Raw genomic sequence first — 17449 nt, 5'->3', positions numbered from 1 at the left:
CGGCAGAACAGGGTCGTTGACCGGAAGATACGAATGGCGCGGATGGCTGCCGCTGCAGTTTGGTCGCAGGCGCTCTGTCGGCGCCTCGCACGAGTCTGCCTGGCGTTAGGGCTGGTGCTCGCCGTCGCGCTGTCGCCCCGGCCGGCGTCCGCGCAGGCGGTTCGCGGCGAAGCGATTTTCGAGTCGGGCGGAGGCTACGGGCGGCTGCTGTTCAAGCTCGCCGAGGACGTCGAGTCCGACGTCGTCATGGCCGGCCTGATCGTGGTGATCCGGTTCAAGCGGCCGGTGGATATTTCGATCGACAAGCTCGCGGAGTCCGCGCCGAACTACATCGGCTCCGCGCGGCTGGATCCCGACGGCTACGCGGTTCGGTTGGCGCTGCTGCGCAAGTTCAGCGTCAATCCGATGTCCGCGGGCGAGCGGCTGTATATCGATTTTCTGCCGGACAATTGGGTCGGCGCGCCGCCCGGCCTGCCTCCGGACGTCGTCAAGGCGCTGGCCGAACGCGCCCGCGCGGCGGAGCGCGCGCTACGCGCCCAACAGGCCAAGGCGGATGTCAAGAAGAAGCCGCCGATCCGCGTTCGGGCGTCGATGCAGCCGACTTTCGTGCGCTACATCTTCGAAGTGCCGCCCGGCGTGCAGGTGTCGTCGACGCTGACCGACAAGAAGCTGACGGTGCTGTTCAACACCGGACTGAGTTTCGATCTCGCCGATGCACAACTCGCCGGCGCGCCGAATGTCGGATCGATCGGCCAGAAGATCGACGGTGACGGCTCGAGCGTGGACTTCGCGCTGATTGGCGGCGCCGACGTGCGTTCGTTTCGTGAGGACAAGAACTTCATCGTCGACGTCAGTTTTCAGCCGCAGGACGCCGAGCCGTCGAAGAAGACGTCGCAGGCGCCCATCCTGCCCGAAATCGCCCGGCTCGAACGCGAAGCCGCGCCCGCCGCACCGCGCGCCCCGGATGTCGCCCGAGCCGAGGCGAAGCCTGAGACCAAATCCGATGGCAAATCTGAAGCGAAGTCCGGTACCAAGCCGGAGGTGAAGCCGGCTGCCGCCGCAGCGACGCCGCCGGTGATCGCGCCGCCCCAGGCCGTCGCATCACCTGCCGGCCCGGCGGCGCGCAGCGACGCTCCAGCCCCTGCCGCGGTCGCGGCACCGGCTGTCGCGGCGCCTGTGGTCACGGCCCCGGCCGCGCCGGCTCCGGCCACGGTGGCGCCGGTTGCGGCGCCGCCTCCCGCAGCGAGCGAGACAACTCGGCCGTCGACGGAGACGGCCGTCCGCGCCGGCGCTCGCGCCGCGGCGGTCGAGGCTCCGAAGCTGCCACCTGCGCCCGAACCGCCGGCGGCGGCGGCGAACCCGGCTTTATCCAGCGCAGCACGACCGGTCGAGGCGCGCCGCAATACCGATGGCCTGCACCTCGCATTCGCGTTCGCGGCGCCGACGCCGGCCGCGCTGTTCCGGCGCGGCGACATCATCTGGCTGGTACTCGACAACACGACACCGTTCGACCTCACTTCGATCCGCCGCGAAGGTGGCGGCATCGTCGGAGATGTCAGCCGCGTCGAGCTCCCGAACGGGCAAGCGATCCGCCTGCGTCTCGATCGTCCGCAACTCGCGACGCTGAGCGACGACGACGGCTCCGGCAAGAACTGGTCGATCACGCTCGCGGATTCGGGGCGCGGCGCCGCGCGGCCGTTGACCGCGGTGCGCAACATCGCCGATCCGGCCCGCGCCACCGTTGCCGTGGCGCTCGCCGGCCTCGGCCAGATGCATCGCCTGACCGATCCGGAGGCCGGCGACGCGCTGACGGTGATCACCGCGCTGCCGCCGCCGCGCGGCTTCATCAAGCGGCAGAGTTTCGTCGAGTTCAGCCTGCTGGAATCGCTGCACGGTGTGGTCATCGAACTGAAATCCGACGACGTCACCGTCGAGACCGTCGCCGATGCGGTGGTGCTGTCGCGGCCCGGTGGACTGACGCTGTCGTCGGCCGAGCCGGCCGGGCAGGCCGGCTCTTCGGCAGAGCGGCCGTTCTTCGACATCACCCAATGGGCCAAAGACCAGGAGGGGCGTTTCTCCGACGCGCTCGACGCGCGGATCAGGACGGCGTCGACCGCCACCGGCGACGACCGGCTGCCGGCGCGGCTCGATCTGGCGCGGTTCTTCATGGCGCGCGGTCTGTATCACGAAGCCAAGGGCGCGCTCGACCTGGCGCTGCTCGGCGTCAAGCCCGGACAGGAAGACGTCGCGACGATGATCGGCCACGCCGCGGCGAGCGCGCTGATGCAGCGGCCGGAGCAGACACTGAAGGATGTCGCCAATCCGGTGATCGCCTCGACCTACGACGCGCAATTGTGGAAAGGCGTCGCGCTGGCGGGCCAGGGCAAATGGCCGGAGGCGCGCGAGAAGCTGAAATCGGTGCAGTTCGCGATTACCGCGCTGCCGCTCGACATGCAGCGCGAGGTGCTGGCCACCGCGATGCGCGCCTCGCTGGAAGTCCGCGACTACGCCGGCGCCGCCAAGATCAGCAGCGATTTCGATCTGGTCGGCATTCCGCCGGAGATGAAGCCCCCGCTCGCGGTGATGCGCGGCTGGCTCGACGAGGCGCTCGGGCGGGATCCGGAGGCGCTCAAGAGGTACAAGGAAGCGATGGCGTCGGCCGATCGCCAGGCCGCCAGCGAAGCCAAGTTCCGCGACGTCGTGCTGCGCAGCAAGCGCGGTGAGATGACGCCGGAGGAAGCGCTGCCCGAGCTCGAACGGCTGTCGACGACGTGGCGCGGCGACGATCTCGAAGTCCGCACCCAGCAATTGCTGTCGAAGCTCTACGCCAATGCCGGCCGCTACCGCGATTCACTGGCGGCGGCGCGGACCGCGACGCAACTCGCGCCGAATTCCGAATATGCCCGCCAGGCGCAGGACGACAGCCGGGCATTGTTCTCGCAGCTGTTCCTCGGCAACAAGGGCGACGACATTCCGCCGATCGAGGCGCTGGCGACGTTCTACGAATTTCGCGAGCTGACGCCGATCGGCCGCCGCGGCGACGAGATGATCCGCAGGCTCGCCGACCGCCTGGTCGCGGTCGATCTGCTGGATCAGGCGAGCGAGCTGTTGCAGTACCAGGTCGACAAGCGGCTCGAAGGCGCCGCGCGCGCCCAGGTCGCGGCGCGGCTGGCGATGGTCTATCTGATGAACCGCAAGCCGGATCGCGCGATCGCCGCGCTGCATTCGTCGCGAATCGCCGATCTCGCCGGTGAATTGCGCCAGCAGCGGCTGCTGCTCGAGGGGCGGGCGCAGAGCGACATCGGCCGCCACGATCTCGCGCTCGACATCATCACCAATATCAGTGGCCGCGAGGCGATCCGGCTGCGCTCCGACATCTACTGGGCGTCGCGGCGCTGGCGCGAATCCTCCGAACAGATCGAACTGTATCTCGGCGACCGCTGGCGCGATTTCACGCCGCTGTCGCAGGCCGAGAAAAGCGACGTCATCCGCGCCGTGGTCGGCTACGCGCTGGCCGAGGATGCGCTCGGTCTCGACCGTTTCCGAGAGAAGTTCGCGCCGTTGATGACCGACCCGGCCGACCGCGCCGCGTTCGACATCGCCAGCAGGCCGGCCGCGGGCGATACCGCGGCGTTTGCCGCGATCGCCAAGATGGCGGCGAGCGTCGATACGCTGGAGGGCTTCCTGCGCGAAATGAAGCAGCGCTTCCCCGACGCCAGCGCCCGCGCCACGCCGCCCGGCGCCGACATGACGTCGACCGGCGCGCTGCCGGAGATCCCGAAGATCCGCGTCATCAAGATGACGCGGTAGCTATCGCCTCTTCCGTCATTCCGGGGCGCGAGCGCAGCTCGCGAACCCGGAATCCGGAGGTTGTTTGCGCGGCCGAGATTCCGGGTTCGCGCCTTGCGGCGCGCCCCGGAATGACTCGGGGAGAGCGCGGACGAAACACGGCCCGTGCGACGTCAGAACTACCCGCTACCCGAATAGCTCTGCACCAGCGAGCCGGCGACCAGCGACCAGCCGTCGACCAGCACGAAGAAGATCAACTTGAACGGAAGCGACACCACCACCGGCGGCAGCATCATCATGCCCATCGACATCAGCACCGAGGCGACGACGAGGTCGATGATCAGGAACGGCAGGAACAGCAGGAAGCCGATCTCGAAGGCGCGCTTCAGTTCGGAGATCATGAAGGCCGGCATCAGGATGCGCAGCGACAAATCTTCCGGCGTCGCCGGCGGCGGCTCGCCGGAGAGGTCGAGGAACAGTTTGAGGTCCTTCTCGCGCACGTTCTTCTGCATGAAGATCCGCAGCGGGCCGGAGGCGCGCACCAGCGCGTCCTCGACGCTCATCTCGTTGGCGATCAGCGGCTTGATGCCGTCGTCGTAGGATTTCTGCAGCGTCGGCCCCATCACGAAGGCGGTGAGGAACAGCGCCAGCGCGATGATCACCATGTTGGGCGGCGCGGTCGCGGTGCCGAGCGCGGTGCGCAGCAGCGACAGCACCACCACGATCCGGGTGAACGACGTCATCATGATCAGGATCGACGGCGCGATCGACAGCACCGTCAGCAATGCGATCAACTGGATCGCGCGCTCGGTGACTCCGGTGCCGCCGCCGCCGAGATTGATGCTGACGTCCTGCGCATGGGCAGGCGCCGCCAGCGCGGCTGCGGCGGCGATCAGGACGGTGAGAAAAAGAACAACTCTACGCGGTGTGGCCGGGCGGCTCACGAAGGAGTCTTCGGACGCCCCAGCAGCGACGCCATCTCGTCTTCGAGGCTCTCGAACCCCGATTTCGGCGCTGCGGGCGGGGCGGTCGGCGGCTCGGGCGCGCGGGCTGCCGGGCGGGCCGGCGGTTCGGGCGCGACCGGCGGCGCGGCTTCCGGCTTGGCGTCGGCCGGGCGCCGCAGCGCGGCTTCCAGCCGGTTGGCCATCTCGGCGAGATTCTGGTCGGCGGACGACAGCGCGGACGGCGACGTCTGCGCCGGGGCAGGTGCCGCAGGCGGCGTGGGCCGCTCCGTGCGAATCGGCGGAGCGACCCTCGGCGGCTCGGGCCGCGGCGGGCGCGGCATCGCCGGCTCGGCGCGCGGACGTGGCGCGGGATCCATCCGCGGTTCTGGCCGCGGTTCGGCGCGCGGCTCTTGCCGAGGCTCGGATCTGGGCTCGGGGCGCGGTTCCGGACGCGGCTCGGGCCGGCTGATCGGCGGCAAATCGGGCCGGGTCATCGGCTCGGGGACGAGGCCGGCGAATGGATCGCTGGCGGGAAATTCACTGGCGCGGCGCGGCGGCATTGCCGGCGGGGCCGGCCTGCGCGCCTCATCGGCGAAAGACGGCCGCGCCGGGCGCGGCTGCGGCTCCGGTTCGGGCGCTTCGGCAGCGCCTTCGGCCTCCCAGTCCATCGGGCTCATCCGCGGCTCCACGCCGAGCCCCGGACGCGGCGCCTCGCGCGCCGGGTTGGCGCGCACGATGTTGGGTTCGACGACGATGTCGCTCGGGCCGCCGATCATCAACAGATGTTCGACATTGTCGCGGCGCACCAGAACCAGCCGGCGCCGGCCGTCGACTGCGGCGGCATCGATCACCGCCAGTCGCGGCATCCGGCCGCTCTTGGTGTGAGCGCCGAGGCGGTTGCCGGCGAATCGGCGGACCAGCCAAGCGGCTGCGCCGATCATCGCCAGGACGGCCAGAAACGCAAAAAAGAACAACAATGGTTGCGACATGCTCGATCCCCGGAGAGAAGCGGGTCGGTTCCGGCGTCTCCCGCCTTCACTGCCCGGATGAAGGTAGATGTCCGGCGACGCTCGGCGCCCCTCGTTCATCCTTCTTAATAAGCAGCGGCAAGAACTGCCATCCGATTTTTCTCATACGCCACGAATCATGGGGACCAAAACGGCCTCCGAGCGCGACAAACGCGATTTCGCGCAGCGTTCCGAAAGACATTCGTAACGAAATCGCAAGCCTTTCGTAACCAATCTTAACCGGCCGTTAACCATACCCCCGGCAAATTCTGCCTACTCCCCGGCGGAGTCGCAAAGTGGTGGCGACCGGGACGGAGGCGGCGATGGCGATCAATGATCTTCCGATGCTGGCGGCGCTGCGCACCAAGATGCAATGGCATCAGGAGCGCCAGAAAGTGCTGGCCGAGAACGTCTCGAACTCGGACACGCCGGGGTTCCAGCCGCGCGATCTGGTCGCGCCGAAATTCAATTCGGCCGGCCAGCTGACCGCCAGTTCCGCCGGCGGCGCGCTGCCGATGATGATGACGAGCGCGTCGCACATGAAAGCGCCCGGCGGCGCGGTTTCGTTTGCGGAGGATCGCCGCGCCGGATTCCAGACCCGTCCGGCCGGAAACGCCGTCAATCTCGAGGACCAGATGATGAAGGTCTCGGCCAACCAGATGGACTATGCCGCCGCGACCTCGCTCTACACCCGCAGTCTCGGCCTGCTGAAAACCGCAATCGGCAAGCGCTGACCCACGCCACCCGGGAGATTGAACCATGGCAGACGACGCAGGCGATTTTGCAAGGTCGATGGGCATTGCCACCTCCGGGCTGCGTGCCCAGGCCGGGCGGATGCGAGTGATCTCCGAAAATATCGCCAATGCGGATTCGACCGCGCAGAAGCCGGGCGGTGATCCGTATCGGCGCAAGGTGCCGACCTTCACCTCGGCGCTCGACCGCTCGCTCGACGCCCGCACTGTGGCGCTCGGCCGGGTCAAGCCGGACACCTCGGCGTTCCGGCTGAAATACGAACCGACCAATCCGGCCGCCGACGCCGCCGGCAACGTCAAGTACCCGAACGTCAATTCGATGATCGAAATGACCGACATGCGCAGCGCGCAGCGGTCCTACGAAGCCAACCTCAACGTCATCAGCGCGACGCGCCGGATGATCCAACGCACCCTCGATATCCTCAAGGCCTGAACCGGGCCCGAGCCGGGAGACCACCCATGGCGTCACCGATTTCCGCAGCCAATGCCTATGCGAGCCTCGCCCGGCTCGCCAATCCCGGCGGTGCCGGCAAGCCGACAGACAACGGCCCGTCGTTCGGCGCGCTGGTCAAGGACGCGATGGGCAGCGTCCTCGACGCCGGCCGCAAGTCCGACGCCCAGACCGTGGCGATGGCCAACGGCAAGTCGAACGTGATGGACGTGGTCACTGCGGTCGCCGAGACCGACGTCGCGGTGTCGACGCTGGTGTCGGTGCGCGATCGGGTGATCCAGTCCTACGAGGAAATCCTCCGGATGCAGATCTGATCGGCGACCGCTCGCAGATGGGTCGACGCCAACAGGTGCCGTCATTGCGAGCGAAGCGAAGCAATCCAGGACAAATTGGTGAAGCATCTGGATTGCTTCGTCGCTGCGCTGCTCGCAATGACGCCACACTGTAACGAAGGATCTCCAATATGACCGGTGCTGAAACTCTCGATATCGCCCGCGAAGCGGTCTGGACGATCGTGATCGTCTCGGCACCGCTGATGGTGGTCGGCCTGGTCGTCGGCGTGGCGGTGTCGCTGGTCCAGGCGCTGACCCAGATCCAGGAACAGACGCTGGTGTTCGTCCCGAAGATTCTGGCGATGTTCCTCACCTTGGTGCTGACGCTGCCGTTCATGGCCGACCGGCTGCACGCCGAAATGCTGCGGATCTCATCGCGAATCGTCGGCGGTTGACGCATGATCGGAGCCCGTGCCACCGGCCGGTGCGTGGGGGGCGTGGCGGTTCGCCGCGACGCCGGCGCGGCCACATCCGGTCCTGACGCAGTTTCTCGCCATGCGCATCGACATCTCGTTCCTGCCCGCGCTCGGCGCCGCCTTCATGCTGGTGTTCGCCCGCGTCGGCGCGATGGTGATGCTGTTGCCGACGCTCGGCGAGAGCAACATCCCGACGCGGATCAAGCTGTCGATCGCACTCGGCCTGACGCTGATCATCCTGCCATTGCACCGCAATGCCTATCAGGTCGACATGTCGTCGCTGACGCCGCTGCTGGTGCTGATGATTCAGGAAATCATCATCGGCATCGTGCTCGGCGCCACCGCGCGGGTGACGCTGTCGGCGCTGCAGGTCGCAGGTTCGGTGATCGCACAGCAACTCGGGCTCGGCTTCGTCACGGCGGTCGATCCGACCCAGGGGCAGCAGGGGCTGCTGATCGGCAATTTCCTCACCATCCTCGGCGTGACGATGCTGTTCGCCACGGACTCGCATCATCTGGTGATCGAGGCGCTCAGCGACAGCTACAAGATCTTCGCGCCCGGCGAATTGCTGAACAGCGGCGACGTCGCCGCGCTCGCCACCAAGGCGTTCGCCGCCTCGTTCAAGATCGGCATGCAGCTCGCCGCGCCGTTCCTGGTGTTCGGCCTGGTGTTCAACATCGGCCTCGGCATCCTGGCGCGGCTGATGCCGCAGATGCAGGTGTATTTCGTCGGCGTGCCGCTCTCGATCATGATCGGGTTCGTCATCTTCGCCGCCGTGCTGACGACGATGATGGGCACGTTTCTCGCCTATTTCGGCGGCGTCATGCAGGAATTGACGCCTCGCTGAGCCCGATCGCGCAGGATAGCTGAGCGATGTCGGACGACAGCGACCAGGAGAAACAAGAGGAGCCGACACAGAAACGCCTCGACGACGCGCTCGAGAAAGGCGACGTCGCCAAGAGTCAGGAGGTCAACACCTGGTTCGCGATCGCCGGCGCCACCCTGCTGCTGTCGTCGTTTTCGGGGTCGATCGGCTCCGGCATCACCGGGCCGATGCGGACGCTGATCGAGAAATCGTGGATGCTGCCGGTCGACGGCGTGGGCCTGCTGGCGCTGACCAAGAGTCTGCTGCTGATGCTGATCTCGGTTCTCGGCGTTCCGCTGGGGCTGCTGGCGCTGGTCGCGATCGGAAGCAATCTGATCCAGCATCGGCTGGTGTTCTCCACCGAGGGGCTGAAGCCGAAATTCAGCAAGCTGTCGCCGCTCGAGGGCGCCAAGCGGCTGTTCGGCAAGCAGGCGCTGGCGAATTTCCTCAAGGGCCTGTTCAAGGTGATCGCGCTCGGCGTGGTGATGGTCGCGGTGCTGTATCCGGAGCGCGACCGGCTCGACGCGCTGCTGCAAATGGACGTCGTGTCGTTGCTCGGCGTCACGGTGTCGCTGACGCTGAAACTGATGGGCACGGTGGCGGCGGTGCTCGCCTTCGTCGCCGCCGGCGATTTCTTCTTCCAGTATCACACCTGGCGCGAGCGGCAGAAGATGTCGCTGCAGGAGGTCAAGGACGAATACAAGCAGTCGGAAGGCGACCCGCACATCAAGGGCCGCATCCGGCAGATCCGCTATCAGCGGATGAAGAAGCGGATGATGGCGGCGGTGCCGGGCGCCTCCGTGGTCATCACCAACCCGACCCACTTCTCGGTGGCGCTGAAATACGAGCGCGGCATGCAGGCGCCGATCTGCGTCGCCAAGGGCGCCGACGCGATCGCGTTCAAGATCAGGGAAGTGGCGAAGGCGAACGACGTGCCGATCGTCGAAAACGTTCCCCTGGCGCGCGCGCTGTTCGCCACCGTCGAGGTCGACGAGGAGATTCCGGTCGAACACTACCACGCCGTCGCCGAGGTGATCGGCTATGTCATGAACCTGCGGCGACGCTTCGGCGGACGGCGGACCTAGGCGGTGGCGATGCCCGGGCCAGCCGATGTGGGTGAGCGGATTTTCCGGAGTTGCGGCTCCGATCGCGCCCTTCCGGCCGGTCGGGGGAGGCGCGGGGACAGAGGATGTACTTGCGCGGGCGGCTCCGATTCAGGCAGGTGGAGCCGGGCCGCCGCAGCGCCGGCGGGCAAGGGAACGGTTCGGTGACCATGACCATCAACGACCATCAGGCTCCGCCGCCCGCCGCGGAGCCGGCGCGCCGCGGTGGCAGCATCGCTCTGGTGTTGCTGGTGGCAGGCGCCATCGTCGCCGCCGCTGTGGCGTTCATGACGCTCGGCCGCGCCGAGGCGCAGCCCTATATTCTCGGCCTGCTGGCGCTGTTGGCGATGGTCGGGCTGTTCATGCTGTTCGCCTTCGCCGCCGGCATCGTCGGCTTCGCCGACCGGGCTGCCGACGATCCGGTGCTGCGGGCAATCGCGGAAGGCGCCTTCGACGGTATCGCCGTCACGGACGCGCGCGGCCATGTGGTCTATGCCAACCCGGTCTATCTGGCGCTGACTGGTGCGGCGACGATGCAGGACGTCCGTCCGGTCGAGCGGGTGTTCATCGGCAATCCCGATGTGTCGGAAGCCGTGTTCCGGCTGCTGAAGGCGGCGCGCGAGGGCAAGCGGCTGCAGGAAGAGGTTCGCGTCGCCGGCGCCGACGGCGCGCAGGGCCGCTGGATGCGGATGCGGGTGCGCCCACTCGGGCCCGGCAAGCGCGAGGCGAAGCAGACGGTGTGGTCGCTGGCCGACATCACCCGCGACCGCGAACACCAGGAAGACGTGTTCCAGGAGCTGCAGCACGCCATCGAATATCTCGACCACGCGCCTTGCGGGTTCTTTTCGGTCGATTCCGCGGGCAACCTCGTTTACGTCAACGCGACGCTGGCGAACTGGCTCGACCACGACCTCGCGGAGATCGGCTCGGGCGGCCTGAAGCTCGGCGACATCGTTTCCGGCGACGGCGCGGCGCTCTTGACCTCGATCGTGCCCGAGCCGGGCGAGGTCAAGACCGAGGTGTTCGACATCGATCTGAAGATGCGTAGCGGCAAGACCATGCCGGTGCGGCTGTATCACAAGCTCGCCTTCGGCGCCGACGGCGCGCCGGGCGCGTCGCGCACGCTGGTGATCAGCCGCGCCCGCGATGAGCGGCTCGATCCGCAGCGCGCCGCCGAAATCCGCTTCATGCGGTTCTTCGACCACACCCCGATGGCGATCGCCACGGTGGACAAAGCCGGTGCGGTGGTGCGCGCCAATGCCCGCTTCGCCAAGCTGGCGCAGAGTCTCGATCCGTCGGGTGGCGCGGCGAGATCGATCCTCGCCGCGGTCAGCACCCGCGATCGCGCCACGCTCGGCGCGGCGATCGATCAGGCCGCGCAGGGCCAAGCCGACATCGCGCCCGTCGAGGTGATGCTCGACGGTGCCAAGGAGCGCTGGGGCCAGTTCTTCGTCACCGCGGTCGCCGACGACGGCGACGCCGAGGCCGCGATCGTCTATCTGCTCGAGACCACCGAGCGCCGCGCGCTGGAGAACCAGGTCAACCAGGCGCAGAAGATGGACACGATCGGCCAGCTCGCCGGCGGCATCGCGCACGATTTCAACAACGTGCTCTCGGCCATCATGATGGCCAACGACTTCCTGCTGAACGCGCACAAGCCGACCGACCCGTCGTTCCAGGACATCATGCAGATCAAGCAGAACGCCACCCGCGCCGCCACGCTGGTGCGGCAGCTGCTGGCGTTCTCGCGCAAGCAGACGCTGCGGCCGCAGGTGCTCGATCTCGGCGAGGCGCTGACCGACATCGACCGGCTGCTGAAGCGGCTGATCGGCGAGAAGGTCTCACTCGAGATGCAGCACGGCCGCGATCTGTGGCGGGTCAAGGCCGACGTCTCGCAATTCGAGCAGGTGATCGTCAATCTCGCGGTCAATGCCCGCGACGCGATGCCCGACGGCGGCAAGCTGGCGATCCGCACCTCCAACGTCCCGGCCGCCGAGGCGGCGCAGCTCGCCCACAAGGGCATGCCGGCGGCGGACTACGTGCGGATCGACGTCAGCGACACCGGCACCGGCATTCCGGCCGACATCGTCGACAAGATCTTCGAGCCGTTTTTCTCGACCAAGGAAGTCGGCAAGGGCACCGGCCTCGGGCTGTCGACCGTGTACGGCATCATCAAGCAGACCGGCGGCTTCGTTTACGTCGACTCCGAGCCCGGCAAAGGCACCACCTTCCACATCTTCCTGCCGCGCCACGATGCGCTGCCCGAGGCGCAGCCGGACGCGCCGGCGCCGATCAGCAGCGCGACGACCGCCGCCGCGAAGCCCCGCGCCGACATGACCGGGCAGGGCACCATCCTGCTGGTCGAGGACGAGGAGGGGCTGCGCTCGCTCAACGCCCGCGGCCTGCGCTCGCGCGGCTACAACGTGATCGAAGCCGGCAACGGCATCGAGGCGCTGGAAGAGTTCGACGCTCATGGCGGTGCGGTCGATCTCGTGGTCTCCGACGTGGTGATGCCGGAGATGGACGGGCCGACTTTGCTGAAAGCGATGCGCGCGCGCAATTCCGAGCTCAAGATCATCTTCGTCTCCGGCTACGCCGAAGACGCGTTCGAGAAGAGCCTGCCGGAGAACGAACAATTCGCGTTCCTGGCGAAGCCCTTCGCGCTCAGCGCGCTGGTCGCGAAGGTGAAGGAGACGATGGGGGCGAACTAATCGCTCCATTGACCTATGCCTGCGCGCAGGCGGGGCGCGGTCCAGTCGAGGAAACTCCGCACCTTCGGCGGCAAGGGAACCGCCGGCGCATGGATGAGGTTCACCGGCAACGGTTCCGGTGCGAAATCCGGCAGCAATTCCCGCAACTGTCCGGCGCGCAGCTGGTCGGAGACTTGATAGGACAGCACGCGGATGATGCCGACGCCCGCCAATGCCGACTGGATCGCAGCCTCCGTCGTATTGACCGCGAGTTTGGGGCGCGGGTCGACGGCGAAGGCGGCGCTGTCCCGCCGGTAGCGCCATTCGGGCGCGGTCGCGAAGCCCTGGAAGCTGATGCCGTCGTGGCCGGCGAGGTCGTCCGGCCGGCGCGGCACGCCCCGGCGAGCGAGATAGTCGGGGCTCGCGCACAACACCCGGCGCACCGTGCCGACGCGCGTCCCGATCAGCGCGCTGTCTGCCAGATGCCCGATCCGCAGGGCGACGTCGATCTGCGCGTCGGCGAGGCTGACCTGTTGGTCGGCGAGCGTCAGGCGCAGATTGATTTCCGGCTGCTGCTTCAGAAAGTCCAACGCGATCGGCAGCAGATGCCGCTCACCGAATGCGACCGGCGCGGTGACGTGGAGTGCGCCGCGCAGCGCGCCGTAGTCGCCGGCGGCCTGTCGCTCCGCCGTCTCCAGCTCCTCGAGGATGCGGCGCGACGCGGCGACGAAGGCGCGTCCTTCCTCGGTCAATGTGAGGCCGCGGCTGGTCCGCCGAACCAGGCGGACGCCGAGGTGCTTTTCGAGCTCGCCGACCTTGCGGCTGATCGTTGCCAGAGGGGCGTGCAGCCGCCTTGCGCCGGCCGACAGGCTGCCCGCATCGACAACCGCCAGCAGCACCGACATCGCCTCGAACCGGTCCATGGCGCCCTTCCATAAATCGAGAGGCTAACTCTCAGAACAGCAAGATACCCCGTCGATTTTGGATGTCCTAACATTCTTCGAAACGGACGGCCGACGGGCTTTTTCCGCATGTCCAACGTCGCAAGAGAGAGCGCCAATGCCTCAACTGTCCCGCCGTAGCTTCGCCAGTGGCCTTCTCGGAGGGAGCCTCCTGGGAGGCGGCCTGATCGGTGGCGGTCTGGCGCCAGTCCAGGCCAAGACCCAGGCTGCTGCGACCGCGCCGGTCAGCGTGACTCCGCTGGCGCAGATCAAGATCGGCCGCTTCACCGTGACGGCGCTGACCGACGGCTATGCGGACATGCCCTACACCTTCTTCCCCGGCCGCTCGGCCGACCAGGTCGAGCAGGCCGCGGTGGCGCAGCACACGGCGCGAGCGAGCGGTGTGCGGTTTCTGTTCAACCAGTACCTGGTGGAAGACGGCGAGCGCCGCATTCTGATCGATGCCGGACCGGCCGGATCGATCGGGCAGACCGGCGCGCTGCCGCAGGCGCTCGGCGCCCTCGGCCTGCGGCGCGACCAGATCGACGCAGTGATCGTGACGCATATGCATCAGGATCACATGGGCGGACTGATCGTCGACGGTCGGATGAACTATCCCAAGGCGGAGCTCTATATCGATCGCCGCGACGTCAAACACTGGACCGACCCGGCGAAGGCGAACGGCGCACCGGATTATCTGCAGACCAGCTTCCGCATGGCGGGCGAGGTCGTGCGCCTCTACCCGAAACTGCAGGCGATCGACGGCGAGCGTGAGATCGTGCGCGGCGTCTCGATCGTCGATCTGACGGGACATACGCCGGGCCATATCGGGGTGCGCATCGAGGACGGCGGCCAAAGCCTGATCATGGTCTCCGATATGATTTTTCCGGTGGTGCATCCGGTGGCGACGGACGTGTTCTTCCTGTTCGAGCAGGACCGCGCCGCGGCCCAGGCGATGCGGGATCGCTTCTTTCCGCGTGCCGCGTCCGAAGGCGCGCTGATCGCCGCGACCCATATGCCGTTCCCGGGGCTCGGCCGCATCGTGGCCGACCGGGGGCAATTGCGCTGGCAGGTGGCCGACTGGGCGTTGCAGCTCTGAATACGGCCATTGGTTGATCCCGCGACCGAGGGCCGCAGGCTTGCGACGGCCCTGCGACGCTGAGAAGGCTTCCAATTTAGGCAGCGCTGCCCATTTTAGCCGAGCTTCCCCCTGACGGGGATTGAGGAAAACCAATGAACTTCTTGCATCGCACGCGTGGCGTTGTTGCTGCACTGGCCGTGACCCTGTCGCTGGCCATGCCGCTGGCGCTTGCGCTCTCGTCGGCAGCCGAAGCGCGCGTGGGCGGCGGCGGCAGCTCGGGCTCGCGCGGCTCGCGCAGCTTCATGGCGCCGAAAGCCACGCCGACGGCGCCGAATGCCGCGCAGCCGCTGAATCGCACCATGAGCCAGCCGGGCAGCCCCGGCATGGCCGCGCCCGCGGCCGGCGCTGCCGCCAAGGGCGGCTTCTTCAACCGGCCCGGCATGGGCATGCTCGGCGGCCTCGCCGCCGGCTTCCTCGGCGCCGGCCTGCTCGGCATGCTGTTCGGCGGCGGCTTCCTGTCCGGCCTCGGCGGCTTCGCGTCGATCCTGGGCCTGATCCTGCAGGTCGTCTTGGTGGTGGTGGTCGCGCGGCTGGCGTGGTCGTGGTGGCAGCGCCGCAACAACCCGCAGCCCGCGCCGGCCTATGCCAATACCAATGCCAACAATAACGCCGGCCCGACCGTCGGCCCGGGTCCCGAGCCCGCGCCGGCCTATCGCACCGGCTTCGGTTTCGGCAGCGGTGGCGGCAGCGCCTCGAACCTGCCGCCGCTCGAGATCAAGCCGGAGGACTACGAGGCGTTCGAGCAATTGCTCGGCGACATCCAGTCCGCCTGGACGAACGAGGACACGGAGAAGCTGAATCAGCTCACGACCCCCGAGATGGCGTCGTATTTCGCCAAGGATCTGGCGGAGAACAAGGCTGCCAACGACATCAACAAGGTGTCGGACGTCAAGCTTCTGCAGGGCGACCTCGCCGAAGCGTGGCGCGAAGGCGAGACCGACTATGCCACCGTGGCGATGCGGTTCTCGCTGGTCGACAAGACGCTGGAGCGCGGCACCGACCGGCTGGTCGCCGGCAGCGAGACCCCGATCGAGGTCACCGAAGTGTGGACCTTCGCGCGGCGGCCCGGCGCCCACTGGGAACTGTCGGCGATCCAGCAGACCAACTGACCCTCGCGCAAGCGAGCGATCGAAGCGCCGCGGAGGTTTCCGCGGCGCTTTTCGTTTGGGCGGGCTGCGGTCGGCCGCCCGGGGCTGAACCGTGCCACGGCTCGCGCATTGGACTATCCTCGACGCCGCCGAACCGGAGAGAGGACCGCCGATGCGCTACGAACTGTACTACTGGCCGACCATCCAGGGCCGCGGCGAGTTCGTGCGGCTGGCGCTGGAGGAGGCCGGCGCCGACTATGTCGACGTCGCCCGCCGCAGCAAGGCAGGGCTGTCGGCGATGATGAAGCTGATGCAGGCCAAGACCGGCACGCCGTCCTTCGCGCCGCCGTTCCTCAAGGCCGGATCGCTGACGATCGGCCAGACCGCCAACATCCTGCTGTATCTCGGCGCGCGCCATGGTCTCGCGCCGAAGACCGAAGCCGGGCGGCTTTGGGTGCATCAGCTCCAACTCACCATCGCCGACTTCGTCCAGGAGGTGCACGACACCCACCACCCGATCGGCACCTCGCTGTATTACGAGGATCAGCGCGGTGCGGCGAAGCAGCGCAGCGCCGAATTCCGCAAGCAGCGCGCGCCGAAATATCTCGGCTATTTCGAGCGGTTGATCGCGGGCGGCGGCGGGCCGTTCGTTACCGGCCGCAAACTCGGCTACGCCGATCTGTCGCTGTTTCAGGTGGTCGAGGGGATGCGCTACGTGTTCCCGAACTACATGAAGAAAGCCGAGCGCGATGTTCCGGGCTTGATCGCCCTGCATGATCGCGTTGCCGCGCGGCCGAACATCAAGGCCTATCTCGACAGCTCCCGCCGCATCCCGTTCAACGAGGACGGCATCTTCCGGCACTACAAGGCGCTGGACAAGTAGTTGGGCCCCCGAAACGCAAAAAGCCCCGCGCGAGGGCGGGGCGTTTCGCCGAGGCGGATCGCCGCTCAGGCGAGCTGATCGACCCGCGTTCCCTGCCCGGGCGGCAGCGCCGCCTTGACGGGTTGCGTCGTCGTCGAGTCGTCCTTGTCCTTGGGCGGGGGCGGCGGGGGGCTCGCCTCGACGGTCGGCTTCGAGACGGGCGTCGATGACACGCTCGAAATGCTACTCATCATGGATCCTCGTAGGTTTGCGAGTGTGTCCGACGATCACATGGTGCGGCTTCAATCCGGAAACTCGCGCCCGTCGTCGGATCGCACGATCATCCCCCACGCGGGTGAACTTTGCGCGCAATCGCCCGATCGCATTTGCCTCAAATGCCACGATGAGTTCGCGTCGGGTCGGCCTATTCCGCGTTGCTGCGCGACACTGAAATCGACGCCTCGGCCTTGCCGCGGATGCAGCGCATGTCGAGGCGGCGGAAGCGCGTCTTGATGTCGTTGCCGCGCAGCAGGCCGACCCGGCCGAAGCAGCGCTTGACGCCGCGCAGCGTGTCCGCCTTCGGGATCGTGAACACGATCGCCGCGGCGCTGGCGACGACCTCCTGAAACGCCGCCGACGGCTTTCGCGACGGCGCGATCCCGAACACCTCGTTCTTGACGGTCCGGCTCGGGCACCCCAGCCGCAGCGACTTCGCCGCCGGATGCGACAGATAGATCACGTTGGCGACCGTCTTGCCGACCGCCACGCCGTCGATCTGCGATTTCAACGCCGCCGCCAGATCGTCGCACCGATCGGCGCGGGCCGGGGAGGCGGCGAGCACGAACGCGGCCAGCGCGAGGGTGGCGAGCGCGCCGCGGCGCGGGCGAGACGAGGCGGCTGAAACGACGATCATCAGGCAATGCTCCAAGACCAATCCGACCAGGCTTCATAGCGAAGGCGGCGCGGAATGCAAAATCGGGGGCTGCGGCGCCCAACAGGACGGGCCGCGGTACCGCTTTGGATGCAGCAAGCCGGCTCGTTGTTGGCCATAAGAAAATATGGTAAGGT

16 protein-coding genes are annotated in these 17449 nt (G+C 67.6%); 11 read left to right on the top strand and 5 right to left on the bottom strand.

Going from position 1 to position 17449, the window contains the following annotated elements:
• Positions 1–33 precede the first annotated feature (33 nt).
• Positions 34–3810 carry a hypothetical protein gene (locus RPB_RS19055; RefSeq protein WP_041798357.1) on the top strand — a complete coding sequence of 1259 codons (3777 nt, stop codon included), beginning with the start codon at positions 34–36 and terminating at the stop codon, positions 3808–3810.
• A 158-nt stretch (positions 3811–3968) separates the two neighbouring features.
• Here RPB_RS19055 and fliP read toward each other — a convergent pair whose 3' ends face one another.
• Positions 3969–4733: a flagellar type III secretion system pore protein FliP gene (fliP, locus tag RPB_RS19050; protein ID WP_011442657.1), complete on the bottom strand. Its 765-nt coding sequence runs from the start codon at positions 4731–4733 to the stop codon at positions 3969–3971.
• Entirely contained in the window at positions 4730–5722 is a 993-nt protein-coding gene (locus tag RPB_RS19045) for a flagellar biosynthetic protein FliO (RefSeq protein ID WP_011442656.1), read from the bottom strand. The genes fliP and RPB_RS19045 overlap by 4 nt, the downstream gene beginning before the upstream one ends.
• 341 nt (positions 5723–6063) lie before the next feature.
• On the opposite strand from RPB_RS19045, the gene flgB reads away from it, so the two are divergent.
• From flgB to cckA, 7 genes are all read left to right on the top strand, one after another.
• Complete coding sequence (flgB, locus tag RPB_RS19040) at positions 6064–6474, top strand: flagellar basal body rod protein FlgB (RefSeq protein WP_041798875.1); 411 nt, start codon at positions 6064–6066, stop codon at positions 6472–6474.
• 25 nt (positions 6475–6499) lie between these two features.
• A complete protein-coding gene (gene flgC / locus RPB_RS19035; protein WP_011442654.1) occupies positions 6500–6925 on the top strand; it encodes a flagellar basal body rod protein FlgC in 426 nt (141 codons plus the stop codon).
• 26 nt (positions 6926–6951) lie between these two features.
• A complete protein-coding gene (gene fliE, locus RPB_RS19030; RefSeq protein WP_011442653.1) occupies positions 6952–7257 on the top strand; it encodes a flagellar hook-basal body complex protein FliE in 306 nt (101 codons plus the stop codon).
• Between the two features lie 149 nt (positions 7258–7406).
• Positions 7407–7670, top strand: coding sequence for a flagellar biosynthesis protein FliQ (fliQ, locus tag RPB_RS19025; RefSeq protein ID WP_011442652.1), 264 nt, complete (start codon positions 7407–7409; stop codon positions 7668–7670).
• Positions 7671–7770: 100 nt separating this feature from the next.
• Positions 7771–8538, top strand: a complete 768-nt coding sequence (gene fliR, locus RPB_RS19020; protein ID WP_011442651.1) for a flagellar biosynthetic protein FliR — start codon at positions 7771–7773, stop codon at positions 8536–8538.
• A 26-nt stretch (positions 8539–8564) separates the two neighbouring features.
• Positions 8565–9641 carry a flagellar biosynthesis protein FlhB gene (gene flhB, locus RPB_RS19015; RefSeq protein WP_011442650.1) on the top strand — a complete coding sequence of 359 codons (1077 nt, stop codon included), beginning with the start codon at positions 8565–8567 and terminating at the stop codon, positions 9639–9641.
• Positions 9642–9829: 188 nt separating this feature from the next.
• The gene (gene cckA, locus RPB_RS19010) at positions 9830–12370 is read left to right on the top strand and encodes a cell cycle histidine kinase CckA (protein WP_041798873.1); all 2541 of its coding nucleotides are present in this window, start codon (positions 9830–9832) and stop codon (positions 12368–12370) included.
• Here cckA and RPB_RS19005 read toward each other — a convergent pair.
• Positions 12367–13272, bottom strand: a complete 906-nt coding sequence (locus RPB_RS19005; protein ID WP_011442648.1) for a LysR family transcriptional regulator — start codon at positions 13270–13272, stop codon at positions 12367–12369. The genes cckA and RPB_RS19005 overlap by 4 nt on opposite strands.
• A 136-nt stretch (positions 13273–13408) precedes the next feature.
• Here RPB_RS19005 and RPB_RS19000 point away from each other — a divergent pair, with 136 nt between their 5' ends.
• The 3 genes from RPB_RS19000 (at position 13409) to RPB_RS18990 (ending at position 16402) form a co-directional block, all read left to right on the top strand.
• On the top strand, positions 13409–14389 hold the full coding sequence (locus RPB_RS19000; protein ID WP_011442647.1) for an MBL fold metallo-hydrolase: 981 nt from the start codon (positions 13409–13411) through the stop codon (positions 14387–14389).
• A gap of 134 nt (positions 14390–14523) precedes the next feature.
• A complete protein-coding gene (locus RPB_RS18995) occupies positions 14524–15540 on the top strand; it encodes a Tim44 domain-containing protein (protein ID WP_011442646.1) in 1017 nt (338 codons plus the stop codon).
• A 151-nt stretch (positions 15541–15691) separates the two neighbouring features.
• The gene (locus RPB_RS18990; protein WP_011442645.1) at positions 15692–16402 is read left to right on the top strand and encodes a glutathione S-transferase family protein; all 711 of its coding nucleotides are present in this window, start codon (positions 15692–15694) and stop codon (positions 16400–16402) included.
• A gap of 65 nt (positions 16403–16467) precedes the next feature.
• Here the strand turns inward: RPB_RS18990 and RPB_RS24930 are convergent, their stop codons facing one another.
• Positions 16468–16632, bottom strand: a complete 165-nt coding sequence (locus RPB_RS24930; protein ID WP_198135129.1) for a hypothetical protein — start codon at positions 16630–16632, stop codon at positions 16468–16470.
• A 173-nt stretch (positions 16633–16805) separates the two neighbouring features.
• A complete protein-coding gene (locus tag RPB_RS18985; RefSeq protein ID WP_011442644.1) occupies positions 16806–17294 on the bottom strand; it encodes a hypothetical protein in 489 nt (162 codons plus the stop codon).
• Positions 17295–17449 lie beyond the last annotated feature (155 nt).

Origin of the sequence: Rhodopseudomonas palustris HaA2, from assembly GCF_000013365.1 — a bacterium.
GTDB classification, from domain to species: domain Bacteria; phylum Pseudomonadota; class Alphaproteobacteria; order Rhizobiales; family Xanthobacteraceae; genus Rhodopseudomonas; species Rhodopseudomonas palustris_J.
The sequence above is the reverse complement of the archived record's forward strand: the minus strand, read 5'-3'. Positions and strand labels throughout refer to the sequence as shown.

Coding starts and splice junctions, on each gene's coding strand:
- RPB_RS18990 (WP_011442645.1), top strand. CDS start 15,692: ATGCGCTACGAACTGTACTACTGGCCGACCATCCAGGGCCGCGGCGAG.
- fliE (WP_011442653.1), top strand. CDS start 6,952: ATGGCGTCACCGATTTCCGCAGCCAATGCCTATGCGAGCCTCGCCCGG.
- RPB_RS19005 (WP_011442648.1), bottom strand. CDS start 13,272: ATGGACCGGTTCGAGGCGATGTCGGTGCTGCTGGCGGTTGTCGATGCG.
- fliQ (WP_011442652.1), top strand. CDS start 7,407: ATGACCGGTGCTGAAACTCTCGATATCGCCCGCGAAGCGGTCTGGACG.
- fliR (WP_011442651.1), top strand. CDS start 7,771: ATGCGCATCGACATCTCGTTCCTGCCCGCGCTCGGCGCCGCCTTCATG.
- flhB (WP_011442650.1), top strand. CDS start 8,565: ATGTCGGACGACAGCGACCAGGAGAAACAAGAGGAGCCGACACAGAAA.
- flgC (WP_011442654.1), top strand. CDS start 6,500: ATGGCAGACGACGCAGGCGATTTTGCAAGGTCGATGGGCATTGCCACC.
- RPB_RS19045 (WP_011442656.1), bottom strand. CDS start 5,722: ATGTCGCAACCATTGTTGTTCTTTTTTGCGTTTCTGGCCGTCCTGGCG.
- RPB_RS19000 (WP_011442647.1), top strand. CDS start 13,409: ATGCCTCAACTGTCCCGCCGTAGCTTCGCCAGTGGCCTTCTCGGAGGG.
- flgB (WP_041798875.1), top strand. CDS start 6,064: ATGGCGATCAATGATCTTCCGATGCTGGCGGCGCTGCGCACCAAGATG.
- RPB_RS19055 (WP_041798357.1), top strand. CDS start 34: ATGGCGCGGATGGCTGCCGCTGCAGTTTGGTCGCAGGCGCTCTGTCGG.
- RPB_RS18985 (WP_011442644.1), bottom strand. CDS start 17,294: ATGATCGTCGTTTCAGCCGCCTCGTCTCGCCCGCGCCGCGGCGCGCTC.
- RPB_RS24930 (WP_198135129.1), bottom strand. CDS start 16,632: ATGAGTAGCATTTCGAGCGTGTCATCGACGCCCGTCTCGAAGCCGACC.
- cckA (WP_041798873.1), top strand. CDS start 9,830: ATGACCATCAACGACCATCAGGCTCCGCCGCCCGCCGCGGAGCCGGCG.
- RPB_RS18995 (WP_011442646.1), top strand. CDS start 14,524: ATGAACTTCTTGCATCGCACGCGTGGCGTTGTTGCTGCACTGGCCGTG.